The sequence below is a fragment of the Klebsiella sp. 141153 genome (assembly GCF_032601995.1).
Taxonomy (GTDB): Bacteria; Pseudomonadota; Gammaproteobacteria; order Enterobacterales; family Enterobacteriaceae; genus Klebsiella; species Klebsiella aerogenes.
Genome location: NZ_JAQIRJ010000010.1, coordinates 143,892 through 168,336 on the forward strand (window position 1 = coordinate 143,892; position 24,445 = coordinate 168,336).

Below are 24,445 nucleotides of genomic sequence, written 5' to 3' on the forward strand. Positions count from 1 at the left end.
TTTCCCCAACTTATAGGTTTAGTGTTGTGGACCTAAAGTCTAGCCTAACGACCAAACTTTAGCCTGTATTGTTAGCGCCGGCGTTACGTGTGTGGCTAAGGCGTCAGCAGCGGAACCGCTGAGAGGACCTTAAGTCCGTTGACGTCTAGCACTTCATTAAACATTATGCCGCGAAAGGAAGACTTGAACCAAATCATAAAATCGATTCAGCCTGCGGAAATCCAAATCTGAATAATTTCGCGCTTCAAAATAAATGTGCTGGTTAAATACCAGACCCTACGAGGTGAATCAATGCCAGGAGGGGTAAAACTTTGACGTATGCCACAAAAAAGCACCCGAAAAGGTGCTTTTTTACACGGTTTTTACAAACTGGCACTACTGTTGCAATTCTTTCTCGGTGAAGAGATCTGCGAACAGCGCCGTGCTTAAATAACGCTCACCGGAAGACGGTAGGATAACCACAATATTCTTATTGGTAAAGGCCTCATCTTCCTGCAGCTTTAACGCCGCGGCGACAGCCGCGCCGGAAGAGATACCGGCCAGAATACCTTCTTCTTCCATCAGGCGACGAGCGGTGGAGATGGCTTCTTCGTTGGTGATGGCGACCACTTTATCGACCAGTTTCAGGTCGAGGTTGCCCGGGATAAAGCCGGCGCCGATGCCCTGAATTTTGTGCGGGCCAGGTTTCAGCTCTTCGCCAGCCAGCGCCTGGGTGATAACCGGCGAGTCGGTTGGCTCAACGGCGACGGTGATCAGATCTTTTTTGCCTTTCGTGCCTTTAATATAACGAGAGACACCGGTCAGGGTACCGCCGGTACCTACGCCGGAGATAAAGACGTCAACCTGGCCGTCGGTGTCTTCCCAGATTTCCGGGCCGGTGGTCTTTTCGTGAATTTCCGGGTTCGCCGGGTTACTGAACTGCTGCAGCAGCAGATATTTTTCCGGGTCGCTGGCGACAATCTCTTCCGCCTTCTGGATGGCGCCTTTCATGCCTTTCGCGCCTTCGGTCAGCACCAGGTTAGCGCCCAGCGCTTTCAGCAGCTTGCGGCGTTCCACGCTCATGGTTTCCGGCATGGTCAGCGTCAGTTTGTAGCCGCGAGCGGCGGCGACGTAGGCGAGGGCGATACCGGTGTTGCCGCTGGTTGGTTCAACCAGTTCCACACCCGGTTTCAGTACGCCGCGCTTTTCAGCATCCCAAATCATATTGGCGCCGATACGGCATTTAACGCTAAAGCTCGGGTTACGAGATTCTACCTTGGCCAGGATTCGGCCATTACCGATGCGGTTCAGTCGTACCAGCGGCGTATGACCGATAGTCAGGGAGTTGTCTTCAAAAATCTTACTCATGGCCCGTCCTTAACTGTATGAAATTTGGGGGTACGGCTTCAGCATACCCGCTTAAACAATATCCGGAAGTAAGGATTTAGCATATCTATATGCTGAAGGGAAATAATGATGAGCAAGAAGGAATAAGACGGAAATAAGGGGCGGCGGTGAACCGCCCTGAAAGAGACAGCTCAGCTCGCTATTTCCACATGGCGTGCTTATCGCGGTAGCAATCCACCCACATCGCCGTCGCGCCGCAGATAGCGACTGGCAGAATGACCAGGTTGAGAACCGGGATCATGGTGAACAGGCTGGTCAGCGCGCCAAACTGCATGTTAATGACCTTCCGCGAGCGCAGCGCCTCGCGCATGGTTTTAAACGGCACTTTATGGTTATCGAACGGATAGTCGCAGTACTGAATGGCCAGCATCCAGGCGCTAAACAGGAACCACAGTACCGGCGCGACGGTTTGGCCAATGCCGGGGATAAAGTACAGCAGCAACAGAACGATGGCGCGCGGCAGGTACCAGGCAAACTTTTGCCATTCGCGTTTCATAATGCGCGGGACATCTTTCATGATGCCGAATACGCCAACATCCGGCGGCGTGGCGCCGGTCAGTCGCGCTTCGAGCTGTTCCGCCAGCAGACCGCTAAACGGCGCGGCAATCCAGTTGGCGATGGTCGAAAAGAAGTAACCAAATACCAACAAAATAGAGATAACCGCCATCGGCCATAGCAGGTAGTTTAACCACTGAAGCCATTCAGGCACATGGCTCATTAATGAAGGGATCCAGCTATCGAGGCGGGTAAACAGCCACCAGAACGCGCCGCCCATCAGAATGACGTTAACTAATAAAGGCAGGAACACGAAACGTCGGATCCCTGGCAGCCTGATGAGTTTCCAGCCTTGTGAAAAATAGTAGACGCCGCTACGTGGGGTAGTTGCGGATGATGAAACCATAGTCAGGCGATGCTCCTTTTTTAACATTCAGTGTGAATGCCCGCTTATTTTATCGGGTTGCCAGACAATAACCAGTTAGGAAATGTTCGAAAAAACAGCAAAAAGCACGATTTAGTTCATCTTTATGGGGTGAAAGGGGCAGACGCACTTGCACTTGATGTAATCGGCAAATACTCTTAGTGAGTAAATGTTTGCCGTGGTGGCAAGGTGTTAGAACAACAGAGAATATAATGATGCAGGATTTGCGTCTGATATTAATCATTGTTGGCGCGATCGCCATAATCGCTTTACTGGTACATGGTTTCTGGACCAGCCGTAAAGAGCGTTCCTCGATGTTCCGCGATCGCCCACTGAAACGTATGAAGTCTCGCGACGATGAAACATCGGAAGGCGATGACTTTGATGACGATGTTGAAGGCGTAGGTGAAGTTCGCGTTCACCGGGTTAATCACGCCCCGAACGGCGCATATGGGGAGCAAGAAGCACCTCGTCAGGCGCCGCAACACCAGTATCAGCCTCCGTACGAGCGTCAGGTGCAGCAGCCTGTGCGTCAGGACGAGCCGGTGCATCAGGCGCCGCCGCACGCGCCGCGCCCGCAGCAGCCTGTTGCTCCGCAGCCGCACGTTCAGCCGCCGCAGCACGTTGCCCCTGCGCAGCCGGTCCATCAGCCGCAGCCGACCCAGCCTCAGCCGGTACCGCCGCAATATCAGCAGCCGGTGCAGCCTGCGCCGCAGCAGCCTGTAGCGCAACAGCCGGCGCCAGTCCAACAACCTGTTGCTCAACAACCTGCGCCGGTTCAACAGCCTGCCGCGCCGCAGCCGCAACAGGCGCCTGAAGCGCCAGCCGCTGAACCTCAGCAGCCCGCCGCCGCGCCGCAGCCGAAAGAGCGCAAAGAGACGGTCATCGTGATGAACGTCGCCGCGCATCACGGTTCGCAGCTTAACGGTGAACTGCTGATCAACAGCATCCAGCAGGCCGGCTTTAAGTTTGGCGATATGAATATTTTCCACCGTCATTTAAGCCCGGACGGTAGCGGACAGGTGTTGTTCAGCCTGGCGAATATGGTTAAACCTGGCACCTTTAATCCGGATGCGATGGTGGATATGACCACGCCGGGCGTGACTATCTTTATGCAGGTGCCGTCGTTTGGCGACGAGCTGCAAAACTTTAAACTGATGCTGCAGTCGGCGCAGTATATCGCCGATGAAGTTGGCGGCGTGGTGCTTGACGATCAGCGTCGGATGATGACGCCGCAGAAACTGCGCGAGTACCAGGATCGTATTCGCGAAGTAAAAGAGGCTAACGCCTGATCTACGCGCTAGCGTGTCGTCTGCTTAATCTGAACCCCCGCCCGTCGGGGGTTTTTTATCATTGATGGTGCGATATGGAACCAATCGAACAAAAACTGACTGAACTGCGAACTACCCTTCGCCATCATGAATATCTGTATCATGTTATGGACACTCCGGAGATTCCCGATGCGGAATATGACCGGCTGATGCGTGAACTGCGCGAACTCGAAGCGCAACATCCTGAACTGATAACCCCCGACTCGCCGACCCAGCGCGTGGGCGCGGCGCCATTGGCCTCTTTCAGCCAGATTCGCCATGAAGTGCCAATGCTGTCGCTGGATAACGTGTTTGATGAAGAGAGTTTCCTCGCCTTTAACAAACGCGTGCAGGACCGTTTAAGCGATACCGCGGATCTAACATGGTGCTGTGAGCTCAAGCTCGATGGCCTCGCGGTCAGCATCCTGTATGAAAACGGCGTGCTGATGCAGGCGGCGACTCGTGGCGATGGCACCACCGGCGAGGACATCACCTCCAACGTGCGGACCATTCGCGCTATTCCACTGAAGCTACGCGGCGACAATATTCCGGCGCGTCTGGAAGTACGCGGGGAAGTGTTCCTGCCGCAGGCCGGATTTGAAAAAATTAATGAAGAAGCGCGCCGCACCGGCGGCAAAGTGTTTGCTAACCCGCGCAATGCCGCCGCGGGCTCGTTGCGCCAGTTGGATCCGCGTATTACCGCGAAGCGACCGCTTACTTTCTTCTGCTACGGCGTTGGCGTGCTGGAAGGCGGCGAACTGCCGGCCAGCCACTCTGCGCGTTTGCAGCAGTTTAAGCAGTGGGGATTGCCGGTGAGCGACCGCGTGAAGCTGTGTCATTCTCCAGAGGAAGTGCTTACTTACTATCGCCAGGTTGAAGAAGACCGTCCGCATCTTGGTTTTGATATTGACGGCGTGGTGATAAAAGTTGATTCGCTGGCGTTGCAGGAGCAGCTCGGTTTCGTTGCCCGCGCTCCGCGCTGGGCGGTGGCCTTTAAATTCCCGGCCCAGGAGCAGATGACTTTCGTCAACGATGTGGAATTCCAGGTTGGCCGTACCGGAGCGATTACGCCTGTTGCGCGCCTGGAACCGGTGCACGTGGCCGGGGTGCTGGTCAGTAACGCCACGCTGCATAACGCCGACGAAATCGAACGTTTAGGCTTGCGCATTGGCGATAAAGTGGTGATTCGCCGTGCCGGGGACGTGATCCCGCAGGTCGTCAACGTAGTGCTTTCCGAACGCCCGGAACATACGCGTGAAATCATCTTCCCAACCCATTGCCCGGTCTGTCATTCCGATGTTGAACGCGTAGAAGGAGAAGCGGTGGCGCGCTGTACCGGCGGGCTTATCTGCGGCGCGCAGCGTAAAGAAGCGCTGAAGCACTTTGTCTCCCGACGGGCGCTGGATGTCGACGGTATGGGCGATAAAATCATCGATCAGCTGGTTGAGAAAGAGTACGTGCATACGCCAGCCGATCTGTTCCGCCTCAGCGCCGGTAAGCTAACCGGGCTGGATCGCATGGGGCCGAAGTCGGCGCAAAACGTGGTCAACGCGCTGGAAAAAGCAAAAGAGACGACCTTCGCCCGCTTCCTGTATGCGTTAGGTATCCGTGAGGTTGGCGAAGCGACCGCCGCGGGACTGGCGGCGCATTTTGGCACGATTGAAGCGCTGGAACAGGCTTCAATCGAGGAACTACAGAAGGTGCCCGACGTCGGGATTGTCGTCGCCACGCATACTTTTAACTTCTTCGCCGAAGAGAGCAACCGCGAGGTTATCGCGCAACTGCGCGCGGAAGGTGTCCGCTGGCCGGCGCCGGTGGTGGTGAAGGCGGAAGAAATTGACAGTCCGTTTGCCGGTAAAACCGTGGTATTAACCGGTAGCCTGAGCCAGCTGTCGCGCGATGATGCCAAAGCGCGGCTGGTCGCGCTGGGGGCGAAAGTCGCCGGCAGCGTGTCGAAGAAAACCGATTTGGTGATCGCCGGCGAAGCGGCGGGTTCTAAGCTTGCGAAGGCGCAGGAGTTAGGCATCGAGGTTATCGATGAAGCCGAAATGATGCGCCTGCTGGGAGAATAACGTGGATAAAGCGCAGCTCATCGAGATTGCTAATACCGAGATGCCGTTTGGCAAATATAAGGGGCGACGCTTGATCGACGTCCCGGAAGAATATTTGCTGTGGTTTGCCCGTAAGGATCAATTCCCTGCCGGGCATCTCGGCGAGCTGATGGCGTTGACCTTATTGATCAAGACCGAGGGGCTGACGCAACTGGTTCAGCCCCTGAAACAACCGCGTTAACCTGCCGTGGCGCGGGATTTCTCCTGCGCCAGTTGGGCGTCTGTCTGCGCTTTATAGCGACGAGCCAGTACGGCGCAGACCATCAGTTGGATCTGATGGAAGATCATTAGCGGCAGCACCATTATTCCCAGAATCGACGCCGGGAACAGGATATTCGCCATCGGTATCCCGTTCGCCAGGCTCTTTTTCGAGCCGCAGAAGACGATGGTAATTTCATCCGGCTTGCTAAAGCCGCAGCGGCGGGCGACAAAGATATTGATCGCGATGACAATAGCCAAGAGTACCAGGCTGACAACGACGATAAACAGCAGTGATCCCACGCCCACTTTATGCCAGATTCCATTGACGACGGCTTCGCTAAAGGCGGAGTAGACCACCAGCAGGATTGAGGTCTGGTCGGTTTTGCCAATCCATTTTTTATGTTTCGCCACCCAACTACCGATCCACGGGCGCGACAGGTGGCCGAGTACAAACGGCAGCAGCAGCTGCAGCATAATCTTACCGACCTGTTCCAGATCGCCGCCAGCGCCATGCAAATGCATCAGCAGTCCTACCAGCAATGGCGAGACAAAAATACCGAGCAGACTTGACGCTGAAGCAGAACAGACCGCCGCGGCGACGTTACCGCCGGCGAGCGAAGTAAAGGCAATTGCTGACTGTACGGTCGCCGGTAAGATACAAAGGTAAATAAAACCGCTATAAAGCATCGGGTCGACCTTAATCGGCGCCCACCACGCAAACAGAACCCCCAGAACCGGAAAAACAATAAAGGTGCTGCACATCACCCACAGGTGTAAACGCCAGTGGCTGCCGCCGGCGATAATCGCTTCACGCGACAGCTTGGCGCCATGCATAAAGAATAATAGCGCGATAGCGGCGGTGGTGAGGTGCTCGACGAAAGGGACGAATTCGCCGCGCGCCGGAAAGAACGAGGCCAGCAGAACCACGGTAATCAATGTCAGTGTAAATGGATCAAGAATGCGGAAAAGTTTCATAAACGCTCCTGAAATTCGATGCCGCTATTGTGCTTTCTTTGTTTTGAGAAATAAAATTGATTTATTGCATCTATTCATGAATAAAAAAGATGAATTACTCGCTACGTCAGTTAAGGGTCTTTATCACCGTTGCCAGGGCGCGCAGTTTTAGCCGTGCCGGGGAGATTATTGGTCTCAGCCAGTCGGCAGTAAGCCATAGTGTTAAGGAGCTGGAACACCAAACCGGCGTGCGTTTGCTCGACAGAACGACGCGTGAAGTGGTGCTCACCGAGGCAGGCCATCAGCTGGCGGGCAGGCTTGAGCGTTTGCTTGATGAACTCCATGTGACCCTACGTGAAGCGGGGCGGGTAGGGCAGCAGTTGACGGGGACCGTGCGCGTCGCCGCCAGCCAGACTATCTCGGCGCATCTAATCCCGCAATGCATCGCACATAGCAATCGCCGCTATCCGGATATTGATTTCGTACTGCATGACAGGCCGCAGCAGTGGGTGCTGGAAAGTATCCGTCAGGGCGAGGTTGATTTTGGTATCGTTATCGATCCGGGGACGGCGGCAGATCTGCAGTGCGAGTCCGTGTTGGCGGAACCTTTTCTGTTGTTATGCCGTGAGGATCACCGCTTTTCCCGGCAGTCATCGGTCAACTGGCAGGAGCTGCAGGGGGAGAGGCTGGTATTGCAGGACTATGCTTCCGGCAGTCGGCCGCTGATTGATGCCGCGCTGGCGCGTTTCGCCATCAAAGCCGATATCGTGCAGGAGATTGGTCATCCGGCGACGCTGTTCCCGATGGTGGAATCGGGGATTGGTATTAGCGTGCTGCCGGCGCTGGCTTTACCCTTGCCGCAGGGCAGCCGTTTGCAGGTAAAAAGATTAACCCCGGTTGTGGAGCGCCAATTGATGCTGGCGCAGCGAAAAAATCGCTCGCTGTCGACCGCGGCGCAGGCGCTATGGGAAATCGTACGCGAAGAGGGCGCAAACCTTACATCAGCCAGGGTCGAGGACCCGCTGTATCAGCGCTAAGCGTCATTCTTAACGCTGGTGGGGAACGCTACTTTTTATACTGCACAATCGTAGATATTTCCTTTTCTCATGCCTGGTGAAAACCCTAATTTAGTCTGTTCAGAAATCAACAGCCCCAATTTGAATCATTGTTTAAATACACTACGTTCGATCAACTTGTTTACACTATACAGAGAATAGAGCGGAGCGTGTCATTGTCGGGCGGCCGAGCTGTTGAATTTTCCAGACGCTATTTGAGAATGGTAAAAATGGAATTATCAGTCCCTTTTATGCTCGTTATTATTTCCATTGCTTCGCTGCTTGCTCAGTGGTTGGCGTGGCGATTACGTATACCTTCTATCCTGCCGCTGCTGCTCATCGGCGTACTACTTGGCCCCGGGGTGCATTTATTGCAACCGGATATATTATTTGGTCCTCTACTTTTCCCACTGGTATCGCTGTCGGTGGCCATCATTCTGTTTGAAGGGGCCCTAACGCTACGCTTTGACGAGATTCGCGGCTTGGGTGGTATTGTGCGCAATTTAGTCACAATTGGAATGTTGATTACCTTCGCCGTTATCTCACTAACCTGCTGGGGGATTTTAGGCCTCACGCCGCAGATTTCAGCGCTGATCGGGGCGGTCACGGTGGTTACAGGGCCGACAGTGATTTCTCCACTCATGCGAGTGGTTCGCCCAACAGCCTCTATTAATCAGGTACTGCGCTGGGAAGGGATCGTCATTGATCCGGTGGGAGCGATTTTTACACTATTAGTATTTGAGTTTATTACTTTGCAGGAGCAAACGGGCACATGGCTTCATTTGCTGATCATGCTTACAAAAACGGTCGTTATAGGGCTGGTGAGCGGGGCGGTATTTGGCGTGTTCTTAGGGAATGCGCTCAGGCGTGGTTGGATCCCGGGTTATCTGCAAAACTTCGCTGTTTTATCCTTCGTTCTATTGACGTTTGGCGTGTCCAATACGCTGGCTGATGAATCTGGTCTGCTTGCGGTAACGGTTCTGGGGATCTGGCTGGCTAATATGCGAGAGGTTGAGACCTCGGATATCGTTGAATTTAAAGAAGAGCTATCCGCCATCTTACTTTCAGCGCTATTTATCATCCTGGCGGCCCGTCTGGATATCCATGCACTCTGGGCGATGGGCTGGCCGCTGCTGATATTGATGCTGATCGTCCAGTTTGTGGCCCGTCCACTATGCATTCTTGTCTCGACATGGCGTTCCAGCTTGCATTGGCGTGACAGGCTGATGTTATGTTGGATCGCCCCGCGCGGAATCGTTGCTGCCGCCGTCAGTTCCCTGTTTGCTTTGACGCTGCAAAAAAAAGGCTATGAGAACGCGGATCAGCTGGTAACCGTCGTTTTCGCAATCATTATAGGTACGGTAGTTTTGCAAAGCCTTACCAGCAGTCAATTGGCGCGCTGGCTTGGCGTGCAACAACGTAGGCCTCGAGGAGTGCTGATTGTCGGGGCGAATACGGTCGCCAGAACCCTGGCCCAGGCGCTCAGAAAACTCGATATTCCGGTTCAGCTGAGCGATAACAGCTGGGAATACTACCGGCTGGCAAGAATGGAAGGGTTACCAACATATTATGGCAATGTCTGGTCTGAACATGCGGAAAACTACCTGAATCTGAGTGAGATTCGTCAGGTGATCGCCTTGTCGCCTAATCGTCACCAGAATGCGCTGACCGCCCTGCATTTTCAGCATATATTTGGTAATAATCGCGTCTTCTCAATCCGTACGGGGCCTGTGACCAAAGGACGTAGTGAGAAAGAAACGCGTCACGAACAGCTTTTCGATACTGAAATGACCTGGGCACGGCTTAGTAGCTTGATAGCGAAAGGCGCAGTCATGAAAGTCACTCGCCTGAATAACAATTTTGGCTGGCCGGAGTATCTCAGCACCAACCCCGGTGCAACACCGCTGTTTGCGCAAAGAGAGGATGGCAATCTGATAGCGATTAATAATGGAATCATGCCGCCGCCACCCTGTACCGTCGTGGCGATTATCGAACCTGGAGTGGAAAGTGAAAAAACTCCGTCAGAAGCGTATTGATAGCCTGTTCTTCATTGTTGGCTGTCGTTGCAGGCCGTTCCGCTATCTGGCGTTCTGCGCATAGCAAAAAGGCGCCTTTAGGGCGCCTTTTTACATTGGTGGGTCGTGCAGGATTCGAACCTGCGACCAATTGATTAAAAGTCAACTGCTCTACCAACTGAGCTAACGACCCGAAGTGGTGGGTGATGACGGGATCGAACCGCCGACCCCCTCCTTGTAAGGGAGGTGCTCTCCCAGCTGAGCTAATCACCCACTTCGGTACTTCACATTTTGACAGAAAATCCAGCTGGCGAGAAAGTGGTGGGTGATGACGGGATCGAACCGCCGACCCCCTCCTTGTAAGGGAGGTGCTCTCCCAGCTGAGCTAATCACCCACTTCTCAATTTTCTGTTCTACACGGCGGAGACTACGTAAAGTAGTTGGTGGGTGATGACGGGATCGAACCGCCGACCCCCTCCTTGTAAGGGAGGTGCTCTCCCAGCTGAGCTAATCACCCCCGCTGTGTGGAGTCGCATTATAGGGAGAGTTGAAATTGAGTCAACGCCTTTTCTAAATAATTTGTTTGTTCGTCGTAAAATTAAACAAAGCGATCGCAAAATCAGCTTCGGCGTATGATTTATAAACAAAAATGGTAAAGCGTGATGTTGAAGTGGGATCTACATTGAGGAATCAGCCTGTGGTGTTAGAATATTCCCCTATCAATTCCAAGAACACTGCCGGCTATCGGCATCTTTATTAAACGTAAGGCCATTTCATGAAAATCAAAACTCGCTTCGCGCCAAGCCCAACAGGCTATCTGCACGTTGGCGGTGCGCGTACTGCTCTCTATTCCTGGCTTTTTGCACGTAACCACGGCGGTGAGTTTGTGCTGCGTATTGAAGACACCGATCTCGAACGCTCCACCCCGGAAGCAATTGAAGCCATCATGGATGGGATGAACTGGCTGAATCTGGAATGGGACGAAGGCCCGTATTTCCAGACTAAACGTTTCGATCGCTATAATGCGGTTATTGATGAAATGCTGGAAGCAGGCACAGCTTATAAATGCTACTGCTCGAAAGAACGTCTGGACGCGCTGCGCGAAGAACAGATGGCGAACGGCGAAAAGCCGCGCTACGACGGTCGCTGCCGCCATGATCATCAGCATCACGCCGCCGATGAGCCTTGCGTCGTGCGTTTTGCTAATCCGCAGGAAGGTTCGGTTATCTTTGACGATCAAATCCGCGGGCCGATCGAATTCAGCAATCAGGAGCTGGACGATCTGATCATTCGCCGTACCGACGGCTCTCCGACCTACAACTTCTGCGTCGTGGTGGATGACTGGGATATGGCGATCACCCACGTGATCCGCGGCGAAGACCACATCAACAATACCCCGCGCCAGATCAACATTCTTAAAGCGCTGAATGCGCCGGTACCGGTGTATGCGCACGTATCGATGATCAACGGCGATGACGGTAAAAAACTCTCCAAGCGCCACGGCGCGGTGAGCGTGATGCAGTACCGCGACGACGGCTACCTGCCGGAAGCGTTGCTGAACTATCTGGTGCGCCTGGGCTGGTCCCATGGCGATCAGGAGATCTTCACTCGCGAAGAGATGATCGAGTTCTTCTCGCTGGGCGCGGTGAGCAAGTCCGCCAGTGCGTTCAACACCGATAAACTGCTGTGGTTAAACCATCACTACATCAACACGCTGCCGGCGGAATATGTGGCGACGCATCTGCAGTGGCACATTGAGCAGGAAAATATCGATACCCGTAACGGCCCTCAGTTGTCCGAGCTGGTTAAGCTGCTGGGCGAGCGTTGCAAAACGCTGAAAGAGATTGCCCAGAGCTGCCGCTACTTCTATGAAGAGTTCGCCGAGTTCGACGCCGATGCGGCGAAGAAACACCTGCGTCCGGTGGCACGTCAGCCGCTGGAAGTGGTTCGCGATAAGCTGGCGGCCATTAGCGACTGGACGGCGGAAAATGTCCACCATGCGATTCAGGCGACCGCCGATGAGCTGGAAGTGGGCATGGGGAAAGTAGGCATGCCGCTGCGCGTGGCCGTGACCGGCGCGGGTCAATCTCCGGCGCTGGACGTCACCGTTCATGCTATCGGTAAATCCCGTAGCGTTGAACGTATCAACAAAGCGCTGGCGTTTATCGCCGAACGCGAAAGCCAGCAGTCCTGAGGCCGAGCGTAAGCTAAAGCAAGCGGCAGGTTAATCCTGCCGTTTTTTTTCGCCGCTATTTTGTCGCAGTGTTGATACCTAACCGCGCCAGGAAGCCACTAATGCCATCGCGGGCAAGAAGATCGCGCAGGTGAGTTTGTTCCGCGGCGGTCATCAGCTGCAGCGTATCGGCGATTTGCCGCCATACCGCATCCGCTTCATTGATAAAGTAGCCGCCGGGCTGTTCGGCGAGCTGGTACTCTTCATTCAGATGGCGAAATGCCGGAATATTGGTCAGAAAATCAATCACTGTCCTATCGATGACAATCAAACGCGCACGCCCGCCTTTAACGCCGGGAATCGCTTCGGTTCGCCACTTTTGTTCTCGCGCCCAACGGTTGACCGTTTGTCTGGCCAGACCCAGAACTTCGGCAAGCTCTGCAGGCGTCATTTTTTCTTTTAGTTTCATCATTCTTATTTTACTGGCCGCGTATTCCAAGACGGTTTAACAACCCGGTAATGCCTTCGCGCAGCAGTAGCGACATTAGCTGCTTCTGTTCGCGATGAGTCATCTCTTTGCAGAGCGTAAGCAATAAGGGTTCGAGATCGGTCTCGGCGACCGAATAGGGAGAGGGCGTTTCCGCTACGCGTTGGGCATTGCGGATAAACTCCCGTACCTGCTCGTTAACGTGTACGAGACGCGCTTTGCCTCCCTGTACGCCAGGCCGCGGAGAAGTTTGCCACCCCTCTTTACGAACCCATTTATTTATCGTCTGTCGGCTGAAGCCAGTTAGATGCGCAATTTCTTCCGGAGTCATTCGTTCCTTGAGCATACTATTTCCTGAGTAAATATGTGGGAATTAGTGCTTCATGTTATAGCATCCTTTTACAGGAAATAGTGACATGTTTAACGCCTGCCTGCGATAAGGCTCGCATTGTCAGCTATTTGCCTGCTTTTTCAGCGATTGAATCAGGAGGGGTAATTTTGCCGTTGACACCTGGCGAAGGAATTCATATTATGCCGCCCGTCAACACGACACGCTTTACGTTACGGGGCTATAGCTCAGCTGGGAGAGCGCTTGCATGGCATGCAAGAGGTCAGCGGTTCGATCCCGCTTAGCTCCACCAAATTCTGCACCCAGCGGATTTGGTTCGTAAAGAGGTCCTGTGGGGCTATAGCTCAGCTGGGAGAGCGCTTGCATGGCATGCAAGAGGTCAGCGGTTCGATCCCGCTTAGCTCCACCAAAATTCGAACCCTCGCTACGGCGGGGGTTTTTGCTTTTGCGTCCTCAATGTAAATGATTTTCAGCTTACGTCAGCGTGTATCGAGCAAATAAAAACCAACGTAATTTAGGAATTTTTCTCGGTTTATTTTCTTGCCTGCCATTATTAACCAACATACTATTTTCTGATTGCCTATAATTTTTAGCCGCAGAGGTGTTGATTAACAATAATGACTGACATATTTAACATCAAAGTTAAAAAAACTCTGCTGGCGTTAATTGTTTGTTTGATTTTTATTCCGCTTTCTCGATTAATTTCTCCGCAAACCCTTATCGACGGAAAACAAATTTATCTGGCATGGCTGCCATTAAGCGTCATGTACGCAACCATTTGTATTTTTGGTCGTTATGCCGTTGCTCCCTTGATTGTTGCGTTTGCAATTACTAATACATTTATAATAGATCTAACCTATGCGCAGGCCGCTATCCTATTATTCTGTCAGTTATTTTCCGTCTTTTTCACCTTCGCAATCATGCGCTCGTTGTCGGGAAAAAAATGGCGTAGCGGAAGGCCAGCGAAGCGCCATATCGGTCGTCGTATCTTCTGGGGCGGCTTCTTTGCCCCCATCCTGCTTAAGCTGACGATGTATCTGGCCGGGCGCTTCTTCGCCTTCCCGCTTGCCGTCTCCAGCTACTTCAGTACTGCGTCAATCATCTATTCCGTTATTGATATCCAGGCGTTGATATGCGCCGCCTTAATCTTTACTACCGCTTTCTATTATCCGATGAGAATGATAGTTAGCCCACGTTATCGGCGGGTGTTTTGGCTGCGTCATTGTCAACCGTGGCTGGTGAAAGAAAAAAGAACCTTTACCTTGTACTGGTTTATGGCATTAATCACAATCATGCTGGTGCTTTGTGCGCCTTTTGATTCCGATTTAATTGCCGGATATCTGGTGCCAATTATTTTTATTCTCTACTTCGTTGGTATTGGGCGTCTGGGGCATGAGTTAATTCGCATTACGTGGGCTATTTCGGCATTCTTTTTAGTCGCCTATAACAAAAATTTTCTGCAGGGTGTTCAGTCGGGGTACTCCTTGTCATTTGTCCTGTCGGTGTTAATTTCATTCACGATTTGTTTGTTTTACATGACAGATATTTATTCGCGTAGTGACAGAATTAAACAACGCTGGCGCGATCGAGCTGAAGAAGATCCGTTAACCGGGTTACCCAATTTGCGGGCGCTGGAAGGACATTTGCGCCAGTCGCCGCGGGTTGTTATTAGCAGTCTGCGCATCGAAAATCTGGACTTCCTTAGCCGCCATTACGGCATGATGATGCGCGTAGAGTGCAAGCGGCAAATAGCCCGTCGTCTGCAGCCTCTACTGGACCACCGCGATAAAATTTATCAGCTCCCGGGTAGCGAGTTGTTGCTGGTGATTGAGGGGCCGGAACCGGCTGCGCGGCTAAATCACATCGTCGCGATGCTTAACCACGCTAAATTTAACTGGCATAACCAGGTTCTGGATTTAGAGTTTGGCGCGGCGTGGGGGAGTTACAGCGGCATTGAGACCGAATTACACCCTATGCTCGGCCAGCTTAGTTGGTTATCGGAGCAGGCTGGCGCCGTGCAGCGGGTGCTGGCGTTAGATACCGCGCAGGAGGAGGTTTCTGACCAAACAACCGAACAGGTGCGGATGCTGACGAAAATAAAACAAGCGCTGAACGAGCGTAATCTCCTGCTGTACGCGCAGCCGATTCAAAATGCGGAGGGGGAGGGCTATTACGAAATCCTCACCCGTATGCGCTGCGGCGAGACGATTATCACGCCGGATCGGTTTATTCCACTTATTGCACAGTTTAACCTCAGCCAGCGCTTCGATATGCTGGTGCTGGAAACGCTGTTCAGCCAGCTTGATCAACATCCCGGCCGACGCTTCTCCGTCAATTTGCTGCCGTATACGCTGATGCAAAAGGATAGCGCCGCGCAGATTATCGCGCTGTTTAAGCGTTATCGCGTTTCGCCTGCTTATATCACGATTGAGATAACTGAAGAGCAGGCGTTCTCGAATGCGGATACCAGCATGCATAATATTCAGCTGCTGAGTGAGTTCGGTTGCGCTATCGCCATTGATGACTTCGGTACCGGTTACGCTAACTATGAGCGTCTGAAAAGCCTGCAGGCGGATATCGTAAAAATTGACGGCTGCTTCGTGCACGAAATCGAGAGCGACCAGCTTGATGCGATTATCGTGAAATCCATTATCGAAATCGCGCGGGCGAAACAGCTTACGGTCGTCGCAGAGTACGTAGAGACTCAGGCGCAAAAGGCGATGCTGTTGGCGCTGGGCGTCGATTATTTACAGGGCTACCTGATTGGCAAACCGCAGCCGTTAAGCGAATTGAAGGCGTAAAAAAGCCGGGCGATAACGCAGCCCGGCTTGTTATTTAATTAACGTCTGTTTGAGATTACAGTACCAGCGCAGCGATAGAGGCTGACAACACGCTGACCAGCGTGGAACCGTAAACCAGTTTCAGACCAAAGCGAGAAACCACGTTACCTTGCTCTTCATTCAGGCCTTTAATCGCCCCGGCGATGATGCCGATAGAAGAGAAGTTGGCGAAGGAGACCAGGAAGATGGAGATGATACCTTCCGCACGCGGGGAGAGCGTCGCTGCCACTTTCTGCAGATCCATCATCGCCACGAATTCGTTAGACACCAGTTTGGTCGCCATGATACTGCCTACCTGCAGCGCTTCGCTCGCCGGCACACCCATCACCCACGCAACCGGGTAGAAGATGTAGCCGAGGATCCCCTGGAAGGAGATGCTGTAGCCAAACCAGCCGGTGACGGTGGCGAACAGGGCGTTGAGCGCGGAAATCAGCGCGATAAAGCCGATCAGCATCGCCGCAACGATAATCGCTACTTTAAAGCCTGCCAGAATGTATTCACCCAGCATTTCGAAGAAGCTCTGACCTTCGTGCAGATTGGACATCTGCAGGTTTTCTTCGCTCTGCTCAACGCGATACGGGTTAATCAGCGACAGAACAATAAAGGTGCTGAACATGTTGAGCACCAGCGCGGCAACCACATACTTCGGCTGCAGCATAGTCATATAGGCGCCGACGATGGACATCGAAACGGTAGACATCGCGGTTGCCGCCATGGTGTACATACGGTTGCGCGACATTTTGCCGAGAATATCTTTATAGGCGATGAAGTTTTCCGACTGGCCGAGGATCAGCGAGCTGACGGCGTTGAAAGATTCCAGTTTACCCATGCCGTTAACTTTCGACAGCACGGTACCGATCGCGCGGATGACAATCGGCAGAATGCGAATATGCTGTAAAATACCTATCAGCGCGGAAATAAAGACGATTGGGCACAAAACCTTCAGGAAGAAGAAGGCCAGACCTTTATCGTTCATGTTACCGAATACGAAGTTGGTGCCTTCGTTGGCGAAACCGAGAAGTTTCTCGAACATCTCAGAAAAGCCTTTCACGAAACCCAGACCGACATCGGAGTTCAGGAAGAACCAGGCCAGCAAAACTTCAATAACAAGTAATTGAATAACATAACGAATGCGGATCTGCTTACGGTTGTGACTGACCAGCAAGGCCAGTATAGCCACCACAACGATCGCGAGGACAAAATGCAAGACGCGGTCCATATTTGCTCCAAATATGAGGCAGGTTAAATTTCCGTGCACATTCTATGCAACAAGCCTAAATAAAACGAGATCGAATCCACACTATTGCAAGGATATGTGACCAATAACAAAAATAGTGATCAATCGTACATTTTTGTTATGTTATGCAAAGGTATTAAAAGTTGCATTAATGTACTAATCTGATGAAAGGCGCGTTGTCGACAGCTTCACGCCCGTTTCGTTATTTGGCCTGCTATCGTTCCCTCCTATCAAAGCAATCATTATCACCTTTCTAAATGAACTTGATAATCATTCGCATTTTGATAGCATTAAACATAGCAAAGGCTATATTTCCAGGGGCAGAAAATGACTAGCAGTCGCGTTGAGAATAGCAGCGGTCGCGCAGCGCGCAAGATGAGGCTCGCACTGATGGGGCCCGCATTCATTGCTGCCATCGGCTACATCGATCCGGGTAACTTCGCCACGAATATCCAGGCAGGCGCCAGCTTTGGCTATCAATTGTTATGGGTAGTGGTATGGGCGAACCTGATGGCGATGCTGATTCAGGTGTTATCGGCCAAGCTCGGTATCGCCACCGGTAAAAACCTCGCGGAACAGATCCGCGACCATTACCCGCGCCCGGTGGTGTGGTTTTACTGGATACAGGCGGAAATTATCGCCATGGCGACCGATCTGGCTGAATTCATCGGCGCGGCCATCGGCTTTAAGCTGCTGCTCGGCGTTTCCTTATTACAGGGGGCGGTGCTGACCGGCGTCGCCACCTTCCTGATCCTGATGTTGCAGCGTCGCGGGCAGAAACCGCTGGAAAAAGTCATCGGCGGGCTGCTGCTGTTTGTGGCGGTGGCTTATGTGGTCGAGCTTATCTTCTCGCAGCCGGCGTTAGCGCCGCTGGCCAAAGGCATGATTATTCCGAGCCTGCCGAATGGCGAAGCGGTATTCCTTGCCGCCGGGGTTCTCGGGGCGACGATTATGCCGCACGTTATCTATCTGCACTCATCGCTGACGCAAAACCTGCACGACGGCTCGCGCAAAGAACGCTATAACGCCACGCGTTGGGACGTGGCGATTGCAATGACCATTGCCGGCTTCGTTAACCTGGCGATGATGGCGACCGCCGCCGCTGCGTTTCACTTCAACGGCCACACCGGCGTGGCCGATCTCGACCAGGCTTATTTAACTCTCGAACCGCTGCTTAGCCATGCCGCCGCGACGATTTTTGGTCTCAGTCTGGTTGCCGCCGGTCTCTCGTCGACGGTAGTCGGAACGCTTGCCGGGCAGGTCGTGATGCAGGGGTTTATCCGCTTCCATATTCCGCTGTGGTTTCGCCGGACTATCACCATGCTGCCGTCGTTTATCGTGATTATGATGGGGCTGGATCCAACGCGTATCCTGGTGATGAGCCAGGTATTGCTGAGCTTCGGGATTGCGCTGGCGCTGGTGCCGCTGCTGATTTTTACCAGCGATGCGCGGTTAATGGGCGATCTGGTAAACAGTCGCTGGGTAAAACGCATCGGTTGGCTGATTGTGGCGATTGTGGTGGCGCTGAACGGCTGGCTGATTATTGGTTCCGCATTAGATTAATACGGCAACAAAAAAGGGAGCTTTCGCTCCCTTTATCAATTAGTGGTGCCCGTGACCATGTCCGCGCCCGCCGCCAGGGCCTCGGCCCCAGCCGCCACGTCGATCGTTCCAGCCTTCGCGATAGCCGCGCTCGTAAGCACGACCACGATCCCAGCCGCGTTTATCCCAACCGCGATGCCAGCCGTTATCATGGCGATGCCAGCGGTGATCGCGCCATTCATAATGACGACGCCAGTAATCACGGTCGCGCCAGCCGCCACCGTCCCAGTAGTTACCGTAACCGTCACGATCGCCAATTTGTAATTTTACCGATGGCAGCAGGGTGATTTCACCAGCATTGGCGATAACCGGCGCGCACGCCAGAAGTACCGCAGCCAGAATCAGTGACCTGAACATACTCTTCTCCTCACGATCGGGTCTTAATGACCTGTTAACCAGATATTACGAGCCGGTAAAGAGGCGTAGCATCAGGGAACTCTTAAATCGCAAGAAATAGCACTTTTTGCCAAAGTAAAAATGAGTTTACACCGCAAGGATCGCGTCAATGGCGGCGCACTCTTCAGCGCTGAACTGACGATTGCTTAACATACCCACGGCATCGTCCAGTTGCGTCGTTTTACTGGCGCCGATCAGCACTGACGTCACTTTATCTTCACGCAGCACCCAGGCCAGGGCCATCTGTGATAGCTTCTGTCCGCGGCGCCCGGCAATGGCGTCAAGCTGGCGGACTTTTTCCAGCCGCTCGGCGGTGAGCTGTTCCGGCTGTAAAAAACGGCTATTGCTGGCTGCGCGCGAGTCTGGCGGAATACCGTTTAGATAGCGGTTGGTCAACTGCCCGCCAGCCAGCGGTGAAAACGCTATACTTCCCACGCCTTCGGCCTGCAGCATCGCTAATAATCCTTCTTCCACCCAGCGTTCAAACATCGAATATTTGGGTTGGTGAATCAGGCAAGGTGTGCCGAGATCGTTGAGGATAGCGATAGCCTGACGCGCCAGCTCAAGCGGGTAGTTCGATAAACCAACGTAGAGCGCTTTTCCCTGGCGAACCAGATGATCCAACGCGCGCATGGTTTCTTCCAGCGGCGTCTCCGGGTCCGGGCGGTGGTGATAAAAGATATCGACGTACTCAAGACCCATCCGCTTCAGGCTCTGGTCGAGACTGGCGACCAGATACTTGCGCGATCCCCAGTCGCCATAAGGACCGTCCCACATGGTATAGCCGGCTTTACTGGAGATGATGAGTTCGTCGCGGTAGGGCAGAAAATCTTCTTTCAGGAACCGCCCGAAGTTGCTCTCCGCCGATCCCGGCGGTGGGCCGTAATTGTTCGCCAGGTCGAAGTGGGTAATCCCGAGGTCGAAGGCGTGACGCAGCAACTGGCGGCTGACCTCGACCTGTGTCTCATCGCCAAAGTTATGCCACAGACCGAGAGATATCGCCGGTAGCTTCAGGCCGCTGCGTCCGCATCGGCGGTATTCCATGGTCTGATAACGCGTGTCGCTTGCCTGGTAAACCATACTTCCTCCGCATCAAAACAGGGTGTGTATACGTTTACACTAATCAATGTTGCATGCGGAGTATATGGGGATAACGCGTAAATTTTGCTTTCCACCCTCATTATTGCTCACAATCTGGACAGGTAAAACGCATATCTAATACTCAGATTACCTGCACAACAACAAGGATTATGGATATGCAACCGACTTACACCATTGGCGATTATCTGCTGGATCGTCTCGTAGATTGTGGTATCGATCGCCTGTTCGGCGTACCTGGTGATTACAACTTACAGTTTCTCGATCACGTGATAGCCCATCAAAATTTGGGATGGGTCGGCTGTGCTAACGAACTGAACGCGGCCTACGCCGCAGACGGCTATGCGCGTATAAAAGGCGCCGGCGCGCTGTTAACCACCTATGGCGTAGGGGAGTTAAGCGCGTTAAACGGAGTGGCCGGTAGCTATGCGGAACATATCCCGGTGCTGCACATTGTGGGCGCGCCATCTACCGGCGCGCAGCAGCGCGGCGAACTGCTGCACCATACCCTCGGCGATGGCGATTTCACCCATTTCTCGCGGATGAGCGAACATATTACCTGTACTCAGGCGACGTTAACGGCGGGCAACGCCTGTCATGAAATTGACCGGGTATTAAGCGACATGCTGACCCACCACCGCCCAGGGTATCTGATGCTGCCTGCCGACGTGGCGAAAGCCCGCGCGGTGCCGCCGGCCCGCGCGCTGGTCATTAAGGGCCCGGCGGCCGATGAAAACCAGCTTGCCGGCTTTCGCGAGCACGCGGCCAAATTGTTGCGCAGCAGTCGCCGCGTGTCGCTGCTGGCGGATTTTCTCGCTCAGCGTTACGGTCTGCAAAACACACTACAGCAGTGGGTTAAGTCCGCGCCGATTACCCACGCCACCATGCTAATGGGGAAAGGGCTATTTGACGAACAGGGAACGGGGTTCGCCGGGACCTATAGCGGGATCGCCAGCGCGCCGCAAACCCGCGAAGCGATGGAAAGCGCCGATGCCATCATCTGCGTGGGTACACGCTTTACCGATACGATTACCGCCGGCTTTACCCATCATTTGCCAACGGAGAAAACCATCGAAATCCAGCCGTTTGCCGCGCGGGTTGGCGATCATTGGTTCAGCCGAATCCCGATGGATCAGGCGCTGGCGGCCCTCATTGATGTTTCTGGCAAGCTGTCCGCGGAATGGCGCGCGCCAGATATCATCGCGCCCGACGCTTCCGGCGCGCCGCAGGGTAATCTGACGCAGAAAAACTTCTGGAGTACGGTCGAGAAACAGCTGCGGCCGGGCGATATTATTCTTGCCGATCAGGGGACCTCGGCATTCGGTATCGCCTCATTAAAACTACCCTCGCAGGCCACGCTGCTGGTGCAACCGCTATGGGGCTCAATCGGGTTCACGCTACCTGCCGCTTACGGCGCGCAGACCGCCGCCGCGGACAGAAGGGTGGTATTAATCATTGGCGATGGCGCCGCGCAGCTCACTATCCAGGAGATGAGCTCAATGCTGCGCGATAAGCAAAAACTGTTAATTTTGCTGTTGAATAACGAGGGCTACACCGTCGAGCGCGCCATCCACGGACCAGAACAGCGCTACAACGATATTGCGTTGTGGGACTGGAGCCGCTTCCCCGATGCTTTTGCGCCGGATACGCCTTCCCGCTGTTGGCGGGTATCGCAAACCGGTGAGCTGGCTGAGGCGATGGCCGATAGCGTTAACTCCGATAAGCTAACGATGGTCGAAGTGATGCTGCCGAAAATGGATATCCCTGACTTCTTACGCGCGGTTACCCAGGCGCTGGAAGATCGCAACAACCGCAGCTAATCGCCGCGGCGTTTGGCAATCATCAGCGGCTTCCCGGCCAGCAGTAGCCAGGCCGGGAGCATCACGATACATAGCAGCGGCAGCAAGGTGGTATCCGGCACCACCACCGCCGCCATAAACAGGCTCAGCCAGCCGTCGCGGGTGACGACCAGCACCAGGCCGAGGATCGCGCAGGAGATGGTAATGGCGGCCGGTACCGCTTCAACGTGGGCATGCAGCATTAGCCCCAACGAGACGCCGACAAACACCGCCGGGAAAATACGCCCGCCGCGGAAGCCACAGGCGGCCGCCAGCACCAGCGCCGCCAGTTTCACCACGGCAATGAGTAGAAAATCGCCGGCGCCAAGGGTCTGGCTAGAGGCCAGTTGCTGCATTTCGTCCAGCCCTTTAAACAGCGTAATATGCCCGCCAATAACGCCCAGGATCCCCAGTAAAAACCCCCCGATACCTAGCATTAACACCGGATTTTTCAGGCGGTGGATCAGCGCGTGCAGACGTGGTAGACACCACACGGCGACCATGCCGACGGCGATGGCGATAAGCGTGACGATTGCGCCGCTGATAATATCGACGATACGCAGGTGTGGATAGTGCGGGATCGGCAGGGTGAAATTGGGATGGAAAAAGATACCGGTCGTCAATGCGCCTGCCGCCGCTGCCAGCAGCGGGGCGAATAGCCGGTCCCATAACGGAACGTCGCTGCTGCTATTGAGCGTTTGCGAAAAAATAAGCGCCGCGGCAACCGGCGTACCGAACAGCGCGCCGATGGTTCCCGATGCGGCGAGGATTGTCCAGTCCAGCGAGCTTACTCGTGGGAACAGACGCGAGCCAAGGGCGACGGCAAGCGCGATATTGACGACCATGATCGGATGTTCCGGCCCGAGACTCACGCCGCCCGCGAGGCCGAGAATCAACGCCGCCAGTAACCCCGGTAGCGCGCTGGTGGCGATGGGCGCGCCGATTAAGGATTCTGTTGCCGGATCTGGCCCACCATGTCCAGGACTGAAACGGACCACCAGCCCCACGGCTATCCCGGTGAGAGTGAGGATGGCAATTATCCATAGCGGACTATCGGCGGCAATGCCGACATGTGCCGGCAGGTCGCTCCACAAGATGCTCTGTAGGACTGCGGCTATCTTCATCGCCACAATCAATACCAGGCTGGATGCGATACCAATAAGAATGGCGGGTATCGATAACAACAGCATCGTTCTGGCGCGCGGGTGCAGCATGAAGGGTTCCTTTTAAATGTCCTGAAGCGCTACTTTGCCTGTCTCTGTAAAGAGCTTCGGCGCAAATGGTGCTGAAACGATAAACTTAAGGCCAAACCTGACGTTGCGTGTATGACATAAACTGGCATGTTACATAGATTACAGTCTAAATGTGACCAATGTCGCTAAACTACCGGCAGCTGTACGTTGGTCGTTGTTGTTATGTCGCCATGAATTTACAGTGTGCGAAAAGAATTATTTTGACTTTAGCGGAGCCGTAACGGAATGACAAAATTTGCTTTAGTAGGAGACGTCGGCGGAACTAACGCCCGTCTGGCGTTATGTGATATCGCAAGCGGGGAGATTTCCCGCGCTAAAACTTATTCCGGGCTCGATTACCCAAGCCTTGAGGCCGTTGTACGCGTCTATCTCGACGAACAAACCGTGAAGGTCGAGGATGGCTGCATCGCCATTGCTTGCCCCATCACCGGCGACTGGGTGGCGATGACCAACCATACCTGGGCTTTTTCTATTGCCGAGATGAAAAAGAACCTCGGATTTGCGCATCTGGAAATCATTAATGATTTCACCGCGGTGTCGATGGCGATCCCAATGCTCAAAACTGAGCATCTGATCCAGTTCGGCGGCGCGCAACCGGCGGAAGGTAAACCGATCGCCGTCTACGGCGCTGGTACTGGTCTTGGCGTAGCGCACCTGGTACATGTTGATAAACGCTGGGTGAGCCTGCCGGGCGAGGGCGGCCACGTCGATTTCGCGCCGAATAGCGAAGAAGAGGGCATTATTCTTGAGGAGTTACGCAACGAGTTGGGCCACGTGTCCGCCGAACGCGTTTTGTCCGGCCCTGGATTAGTTAATCTGTATCGGGCTATCGTTAAATCCGATGGCCGTTTGCCGGAAAACCTACAGCCGAAGGACGTCACTGAACGTGCGCTGGCGGATACCTGCATTGATTGTCGCCGCGCGCTGTCGCTGTTCTGCGTCATTATGGGGCGCTTTGGCGGTAACCTGGCGCTAACCCTTGGCACATTCGGCGGCGTGTACATCGCGGGCGGCATTGTCCCGCGTTTCCTTGAGTTCTTTAAGGCGTCGGGTTTCCGCGGCGGGTTTGAAGATAAAGGGCGCTTTAAAGCCTACGTGCAGGATATTCCGGTCTATCTCATCGTTCATGATAACCCTGGCCTGCTCGGCTCCGGCGCGCATCTGCGCCAGACGCTTGGGTATATACTCTAAGCCACTCTCAGTCGGGCGGCGTTTGGCGCC

Annotated in this window: 19 protein-coding genes and 6 tRNA genes; 12 read left to right on the top strand and 13 right to left on the bottom strand. The window is 53.9% G+C overall.

Annotated features, from left to right (window positions below; genetic code table 11):
* Positions 1-375 precede the first annotated feature (375 nt).
* Entirely contained in the window at positions 376-1,347 is a 972-nt protein-coding gene (gene cysK / locus PGS10_RS19050) for a cysteine synthase A (protein ID WP_045362238.1), read from the bottom strand.
* Positions 1,348-1,525: 178 nt separating this feature from the next.
* The gene (cysZ, locus tag PGS10_RS19055) at positions 1,526-2,287 is read right to left on the bottom strand and encodes a sulfate transporter CysZ (protein ID WP_047043535.1); all 762 of its coding nucleotides are present in this window, start codon (positions 2,285-2,287) and stop codon (positions 1,526-1,528) included.
* Positions 2,288-2,517: 230 nt separating this feature from the next.
* Between cysZ and zipA the strand changes: the two genes are divergently transcribed.
* From zipA to PGS10_RS19070, 3 genes are all read left to right on the top strand, one after another.
* Positions 2,518-3,597, top strand: a complete 1,080-nt coding sequence (gene zipA / locus PGS10_RS19060) for a cell division protein ZipA (RefSeq protein WP_045392587.1) — start codon at positions 2,518-2,520, stop codon at positions 3,595-3,597.
* Positions 3,598-3,671: 74 nt separating this feature from the next.
* Positions 3,672-5,687, top strand: coding sequence for an NAD-dependent DNA ligase LigA (gene ligA, locus PGS10_RS19065; protein ID WP_045392584.1), 2,016 nt, complete (start codon positions 3,672-3,674; stop codon positions 5,685-5,687).
* A gap of 1 nt (position 5,688) precedes the next feature.
* Positions 5,689-5,907: a DUF3820 family protein gene (locus PGS10_RS19070; RefSeq protein ID WP_013878164.1), complete on the top strand. Its 219-nt coding sequence runs from the start codon at positions 5,689-5,691 to the stop codon at positions 5,905-5,907.
* On the opposite strand, the gene PGS10_RS19075 is transcribed toward PGS10_RS19070, so the two are convergent.
* Positions 5,904-6,902, bottom strand: coding sequence for a bile acid:sodium symporter family protein (locus tag PGS10_RS19075; protein WP_045392582.1), 999 nt, complete (start codon positions 6,900-6,902; stop codon positions 5,904-5,906). The genes PGS10_RS19070 and PGS10_RS19075 overlap by 4 nt on opposite strands.
* 89 nt (positions 6,903-6,991) lie before the next feature.
* On the opposite strand from PGS10_RS19075, the gene PGS10_RS19080 reads away from it, so the two are divergent.
* Both PGS10_RS19080 and PGS10_RS19085 read left to right on the top strand, forming a co-directional pair.
* Positions 6,992-7,918, top strand: coding sequence for a LysR family transcriptional regulator (locus PGS10_RS19080; RefSeq protein ID WP_045392579.1), 927 nt, complete (start codon positions 6,992-6,994; stop codon positions 7,916-7,918).
* A gap of 248 nt (positions 7,919-8,166) precedes the next feature.
* A complete protein-coding gene (locus tag PGS10_RS19085; RefSeq protein WP_047078073.1) occupies positions 8,167-9,972 on the top strand; it encodes a cation:proton antiporter in 1,806 nt (601 codons plus the stop codon).
* A 96-nt stretch (positions 9,973-10,068) separates the two neighbouring features.
* On the opposite strand, the gene PGS10_RS19090 is transcribed toward PGS10_RS19085, so the two are convergent.
* From PGS10_RS19090 to PGS10_RS19105, 4 genes are all read right to left on the bottom strand, one after another.
* A tRNA-Lys gene (locus PGS10_RS19090) sits at positions 10,069-10,144 on the bottom strand.
* A gap of 4 nt (positions 10,145-10,148) precedes the next feature.
* A tRNA-Val gene (locus PGS10_RS19095) sits at positions 10,149-10,224 on the bottom strand.
* 46 nt (positions 10,225-10,270) lie between these two features.
* Positions 10,271-10,346: transfer RNA gene (locus tag PGS10_RS19100), tRNA-Val, on the bottom strand.
* A 46-nt stretch (positions 10,347-10,392) separates the two neighbouring features.
* Positions 10,393-10,468 (bottom strand) — tRNA-Val (locus PGS10_RS19105).
* A gap of 258 nt (positions 10,469-10,726) precedes the next feature.
* Between PGS10_RS19105 and gltX the strand changes: the two genes are divergently transcribed.
* The gene (gene gltX, locus PGS10_RS19110) at positions 10,727-12,145 is read left to right on the top strand and encodes a glutamate--tRNA ligase (protein WP_020078209.1); all 1,419 of its coding nucleotides are present in this window, start codon (positions 10,727-10,729) and stop codon (positions 12,143-12,145) included.
* A 55-nt stretch (positions 12,146-12,200) separates the two neighbouring features.
* Here the strand turns inward: gltX and PGS10_RS19115 are convergent, their stop codons facing one another.
* Both PGS10_RS19115 and PGS10_RS19120 read right to left on the bottom strand, forming a co-directional pair.
* A complete protein-coding gene (locus tag PGS10_RS19115; RefSeq protein ID WP_047045741.1) occupies positions 12,201-12,596 on the bottom strand; it encodes a YfeC-like transcriptional regulator in 396 nt (131 codons plus the stop codon).
* A gap of 7 nt (positions 12,597-12,603) precedes the next feature.
* Positions 12,604-12,957 (bottom strand): YfeC-like transcriptional regulator, encoded by a 354-nt coding sequence (locus PGS10_RS19120; protein ID WP_013878158.1) that lies wholly within the window; start codon positions 12,955-12,957, stop codon positions 12,604-12,606.
* Between the two features lie 219 nt (positions 12,958-13,176).
* Here PGS10_RS19120 and PGS10_RS19125 point away from each other — a divergent pair.
* From PGS10_RS19125 to PGS10_RS19135, 3 genes are all read left to right on the top strand, one after another.
* A tRNA-Ala gene (locus tag PGS10_RS19125) sits at positions 13,177-13,252 on the top strand.
* A gap of 41 nt (positions 13,253-13,293) precedes the next feature.
* A tRNA-Ala gene (locus tag PGS10_RS19130) sits at positions 13,294-13,369 on the top strand.
* A gap of 208 nt (positions 13,370-13,577) precedes the next feature.
* Positions 13,578-15,761, top strand: a complete 2,184-nt coding sequence (locus PGS10_RS19135; RefSeq protein ID WP_047045744.1) for an EAL domain-containing protein — start codon at positions 13,578-13,580, stop codon at positions 15,759-15,761.
* A 55-nt stretch (positions 15,762-15,816) separates the two neighbouring features.
* Here PGS10_RS19135 and nupC read toward each other — a convergent pair whose 3' ends face one another.
* Positions 15,817-17,019, bottom strand: a complete 1,203-nt coding sequence (nupC, locus tag PGS10_RS19140; protein ID WP_013878156.1) for a nucleoside permease NupC — start codon at positions 17,017-17,019, stop codon at positions 15,817-15,819.
* Between the two features lie 345 nt (positions 17,020-17,364).
* On the opposite strand from nupC, the gene PGS10_RS19145 reads away from it, so the two are divergent.
* On the top strand, positions 17,365-18,600 hold the full coding sequence (locus PGS10_RS19145; RefSeq protein ID WP_047078327.1) for an Nramp family divalent metal transporter: 1,236 nt from the start codon (positions 17,365-17,367) through the stop codon (positions 18,598-18,600).
* A gap of 39 nt (positions 18,601-18,639) precedes the next feature.
* On the opposite strand, the gene PGS10_RS19150 is transcribed toward PGS10_RS19145, so the two are convergent.
* Together PGS10_RS19150 and mgrA are read right to left on the bottom strand one after the other, a co-directional pair.
* Positions 18,640-18,996 (bottom strand): DUF2502 domain-containing protein, encoded by a 357-nt coding sequence (locus PGS10_RS19150; protein ID WP_013878154.1) that lies wholly within the window; start codon positions 18,994-18,996, stop codon positions 18,640-18,642.
* A gap of 126 nt (positions 18,997-19,122) precedes the next feature.
* Positions 19,123-20,115, bottom strand: coding sequence for an L-glyceraldehyde 3-phosphate reductase (mgrA, locus tag PGS10_RS19155; RefSeq protein WP_047078326.1), 993 nt, complete (start codon positions 20,113-20,115; stop codon positions 19,123-19,125).
* 176 nt (positions 20,116-20,291) lie between these two features.
* Here mgrA and PGS10_RS19160 point away from each other — a divergent pair, with 176 nt between their 5' ends.
* Positions 20,292-21,953, top strand: coding sequence for an alpha-keto acid decarboxylase family protein (locus PGS10_RS19160; RefSeq protein WP_047078325.1), 1,662 nt, complete (start codon positions 20,292-20,294; stop codon positions 21,951-21,953).
* Here the strand turns inward: PGS10_RS19160 and PGS10_RS19165 are convergent.
* Positions 21,950-23,185 (bottom strand): ion channel protein, encoded by a 1,236-nt coding sequence (locus PGS10_RS19165; RefSeq protein WP_088389880.1) that lies wholly within the window; start codon positions 23,183-23,185, stop codon positions 21,950-21,952. The genes PGS10_RS19160 and PGS10_RS19165 overlap by 4 nt on opposite strands.
* Positions 23,186-23,449: 264 nt before the next feature.
* Between PGS10_RS19165 and glk the strand changes: the two genes are divergently transcribed.
* Positions 23,450-24,415: a glucokinase gene (glk, locus tag PGS10_RS19170; protein WP_047078324.1), complete on the top strand. Its 966-nt coding sequence runs from the start codon at positions 23,450-23,452 to the stop codon at positions 24,413-24,415.
* The last annotated feature ends 30 nt before the right edge of the window (positions 24,416-24,445 follow it).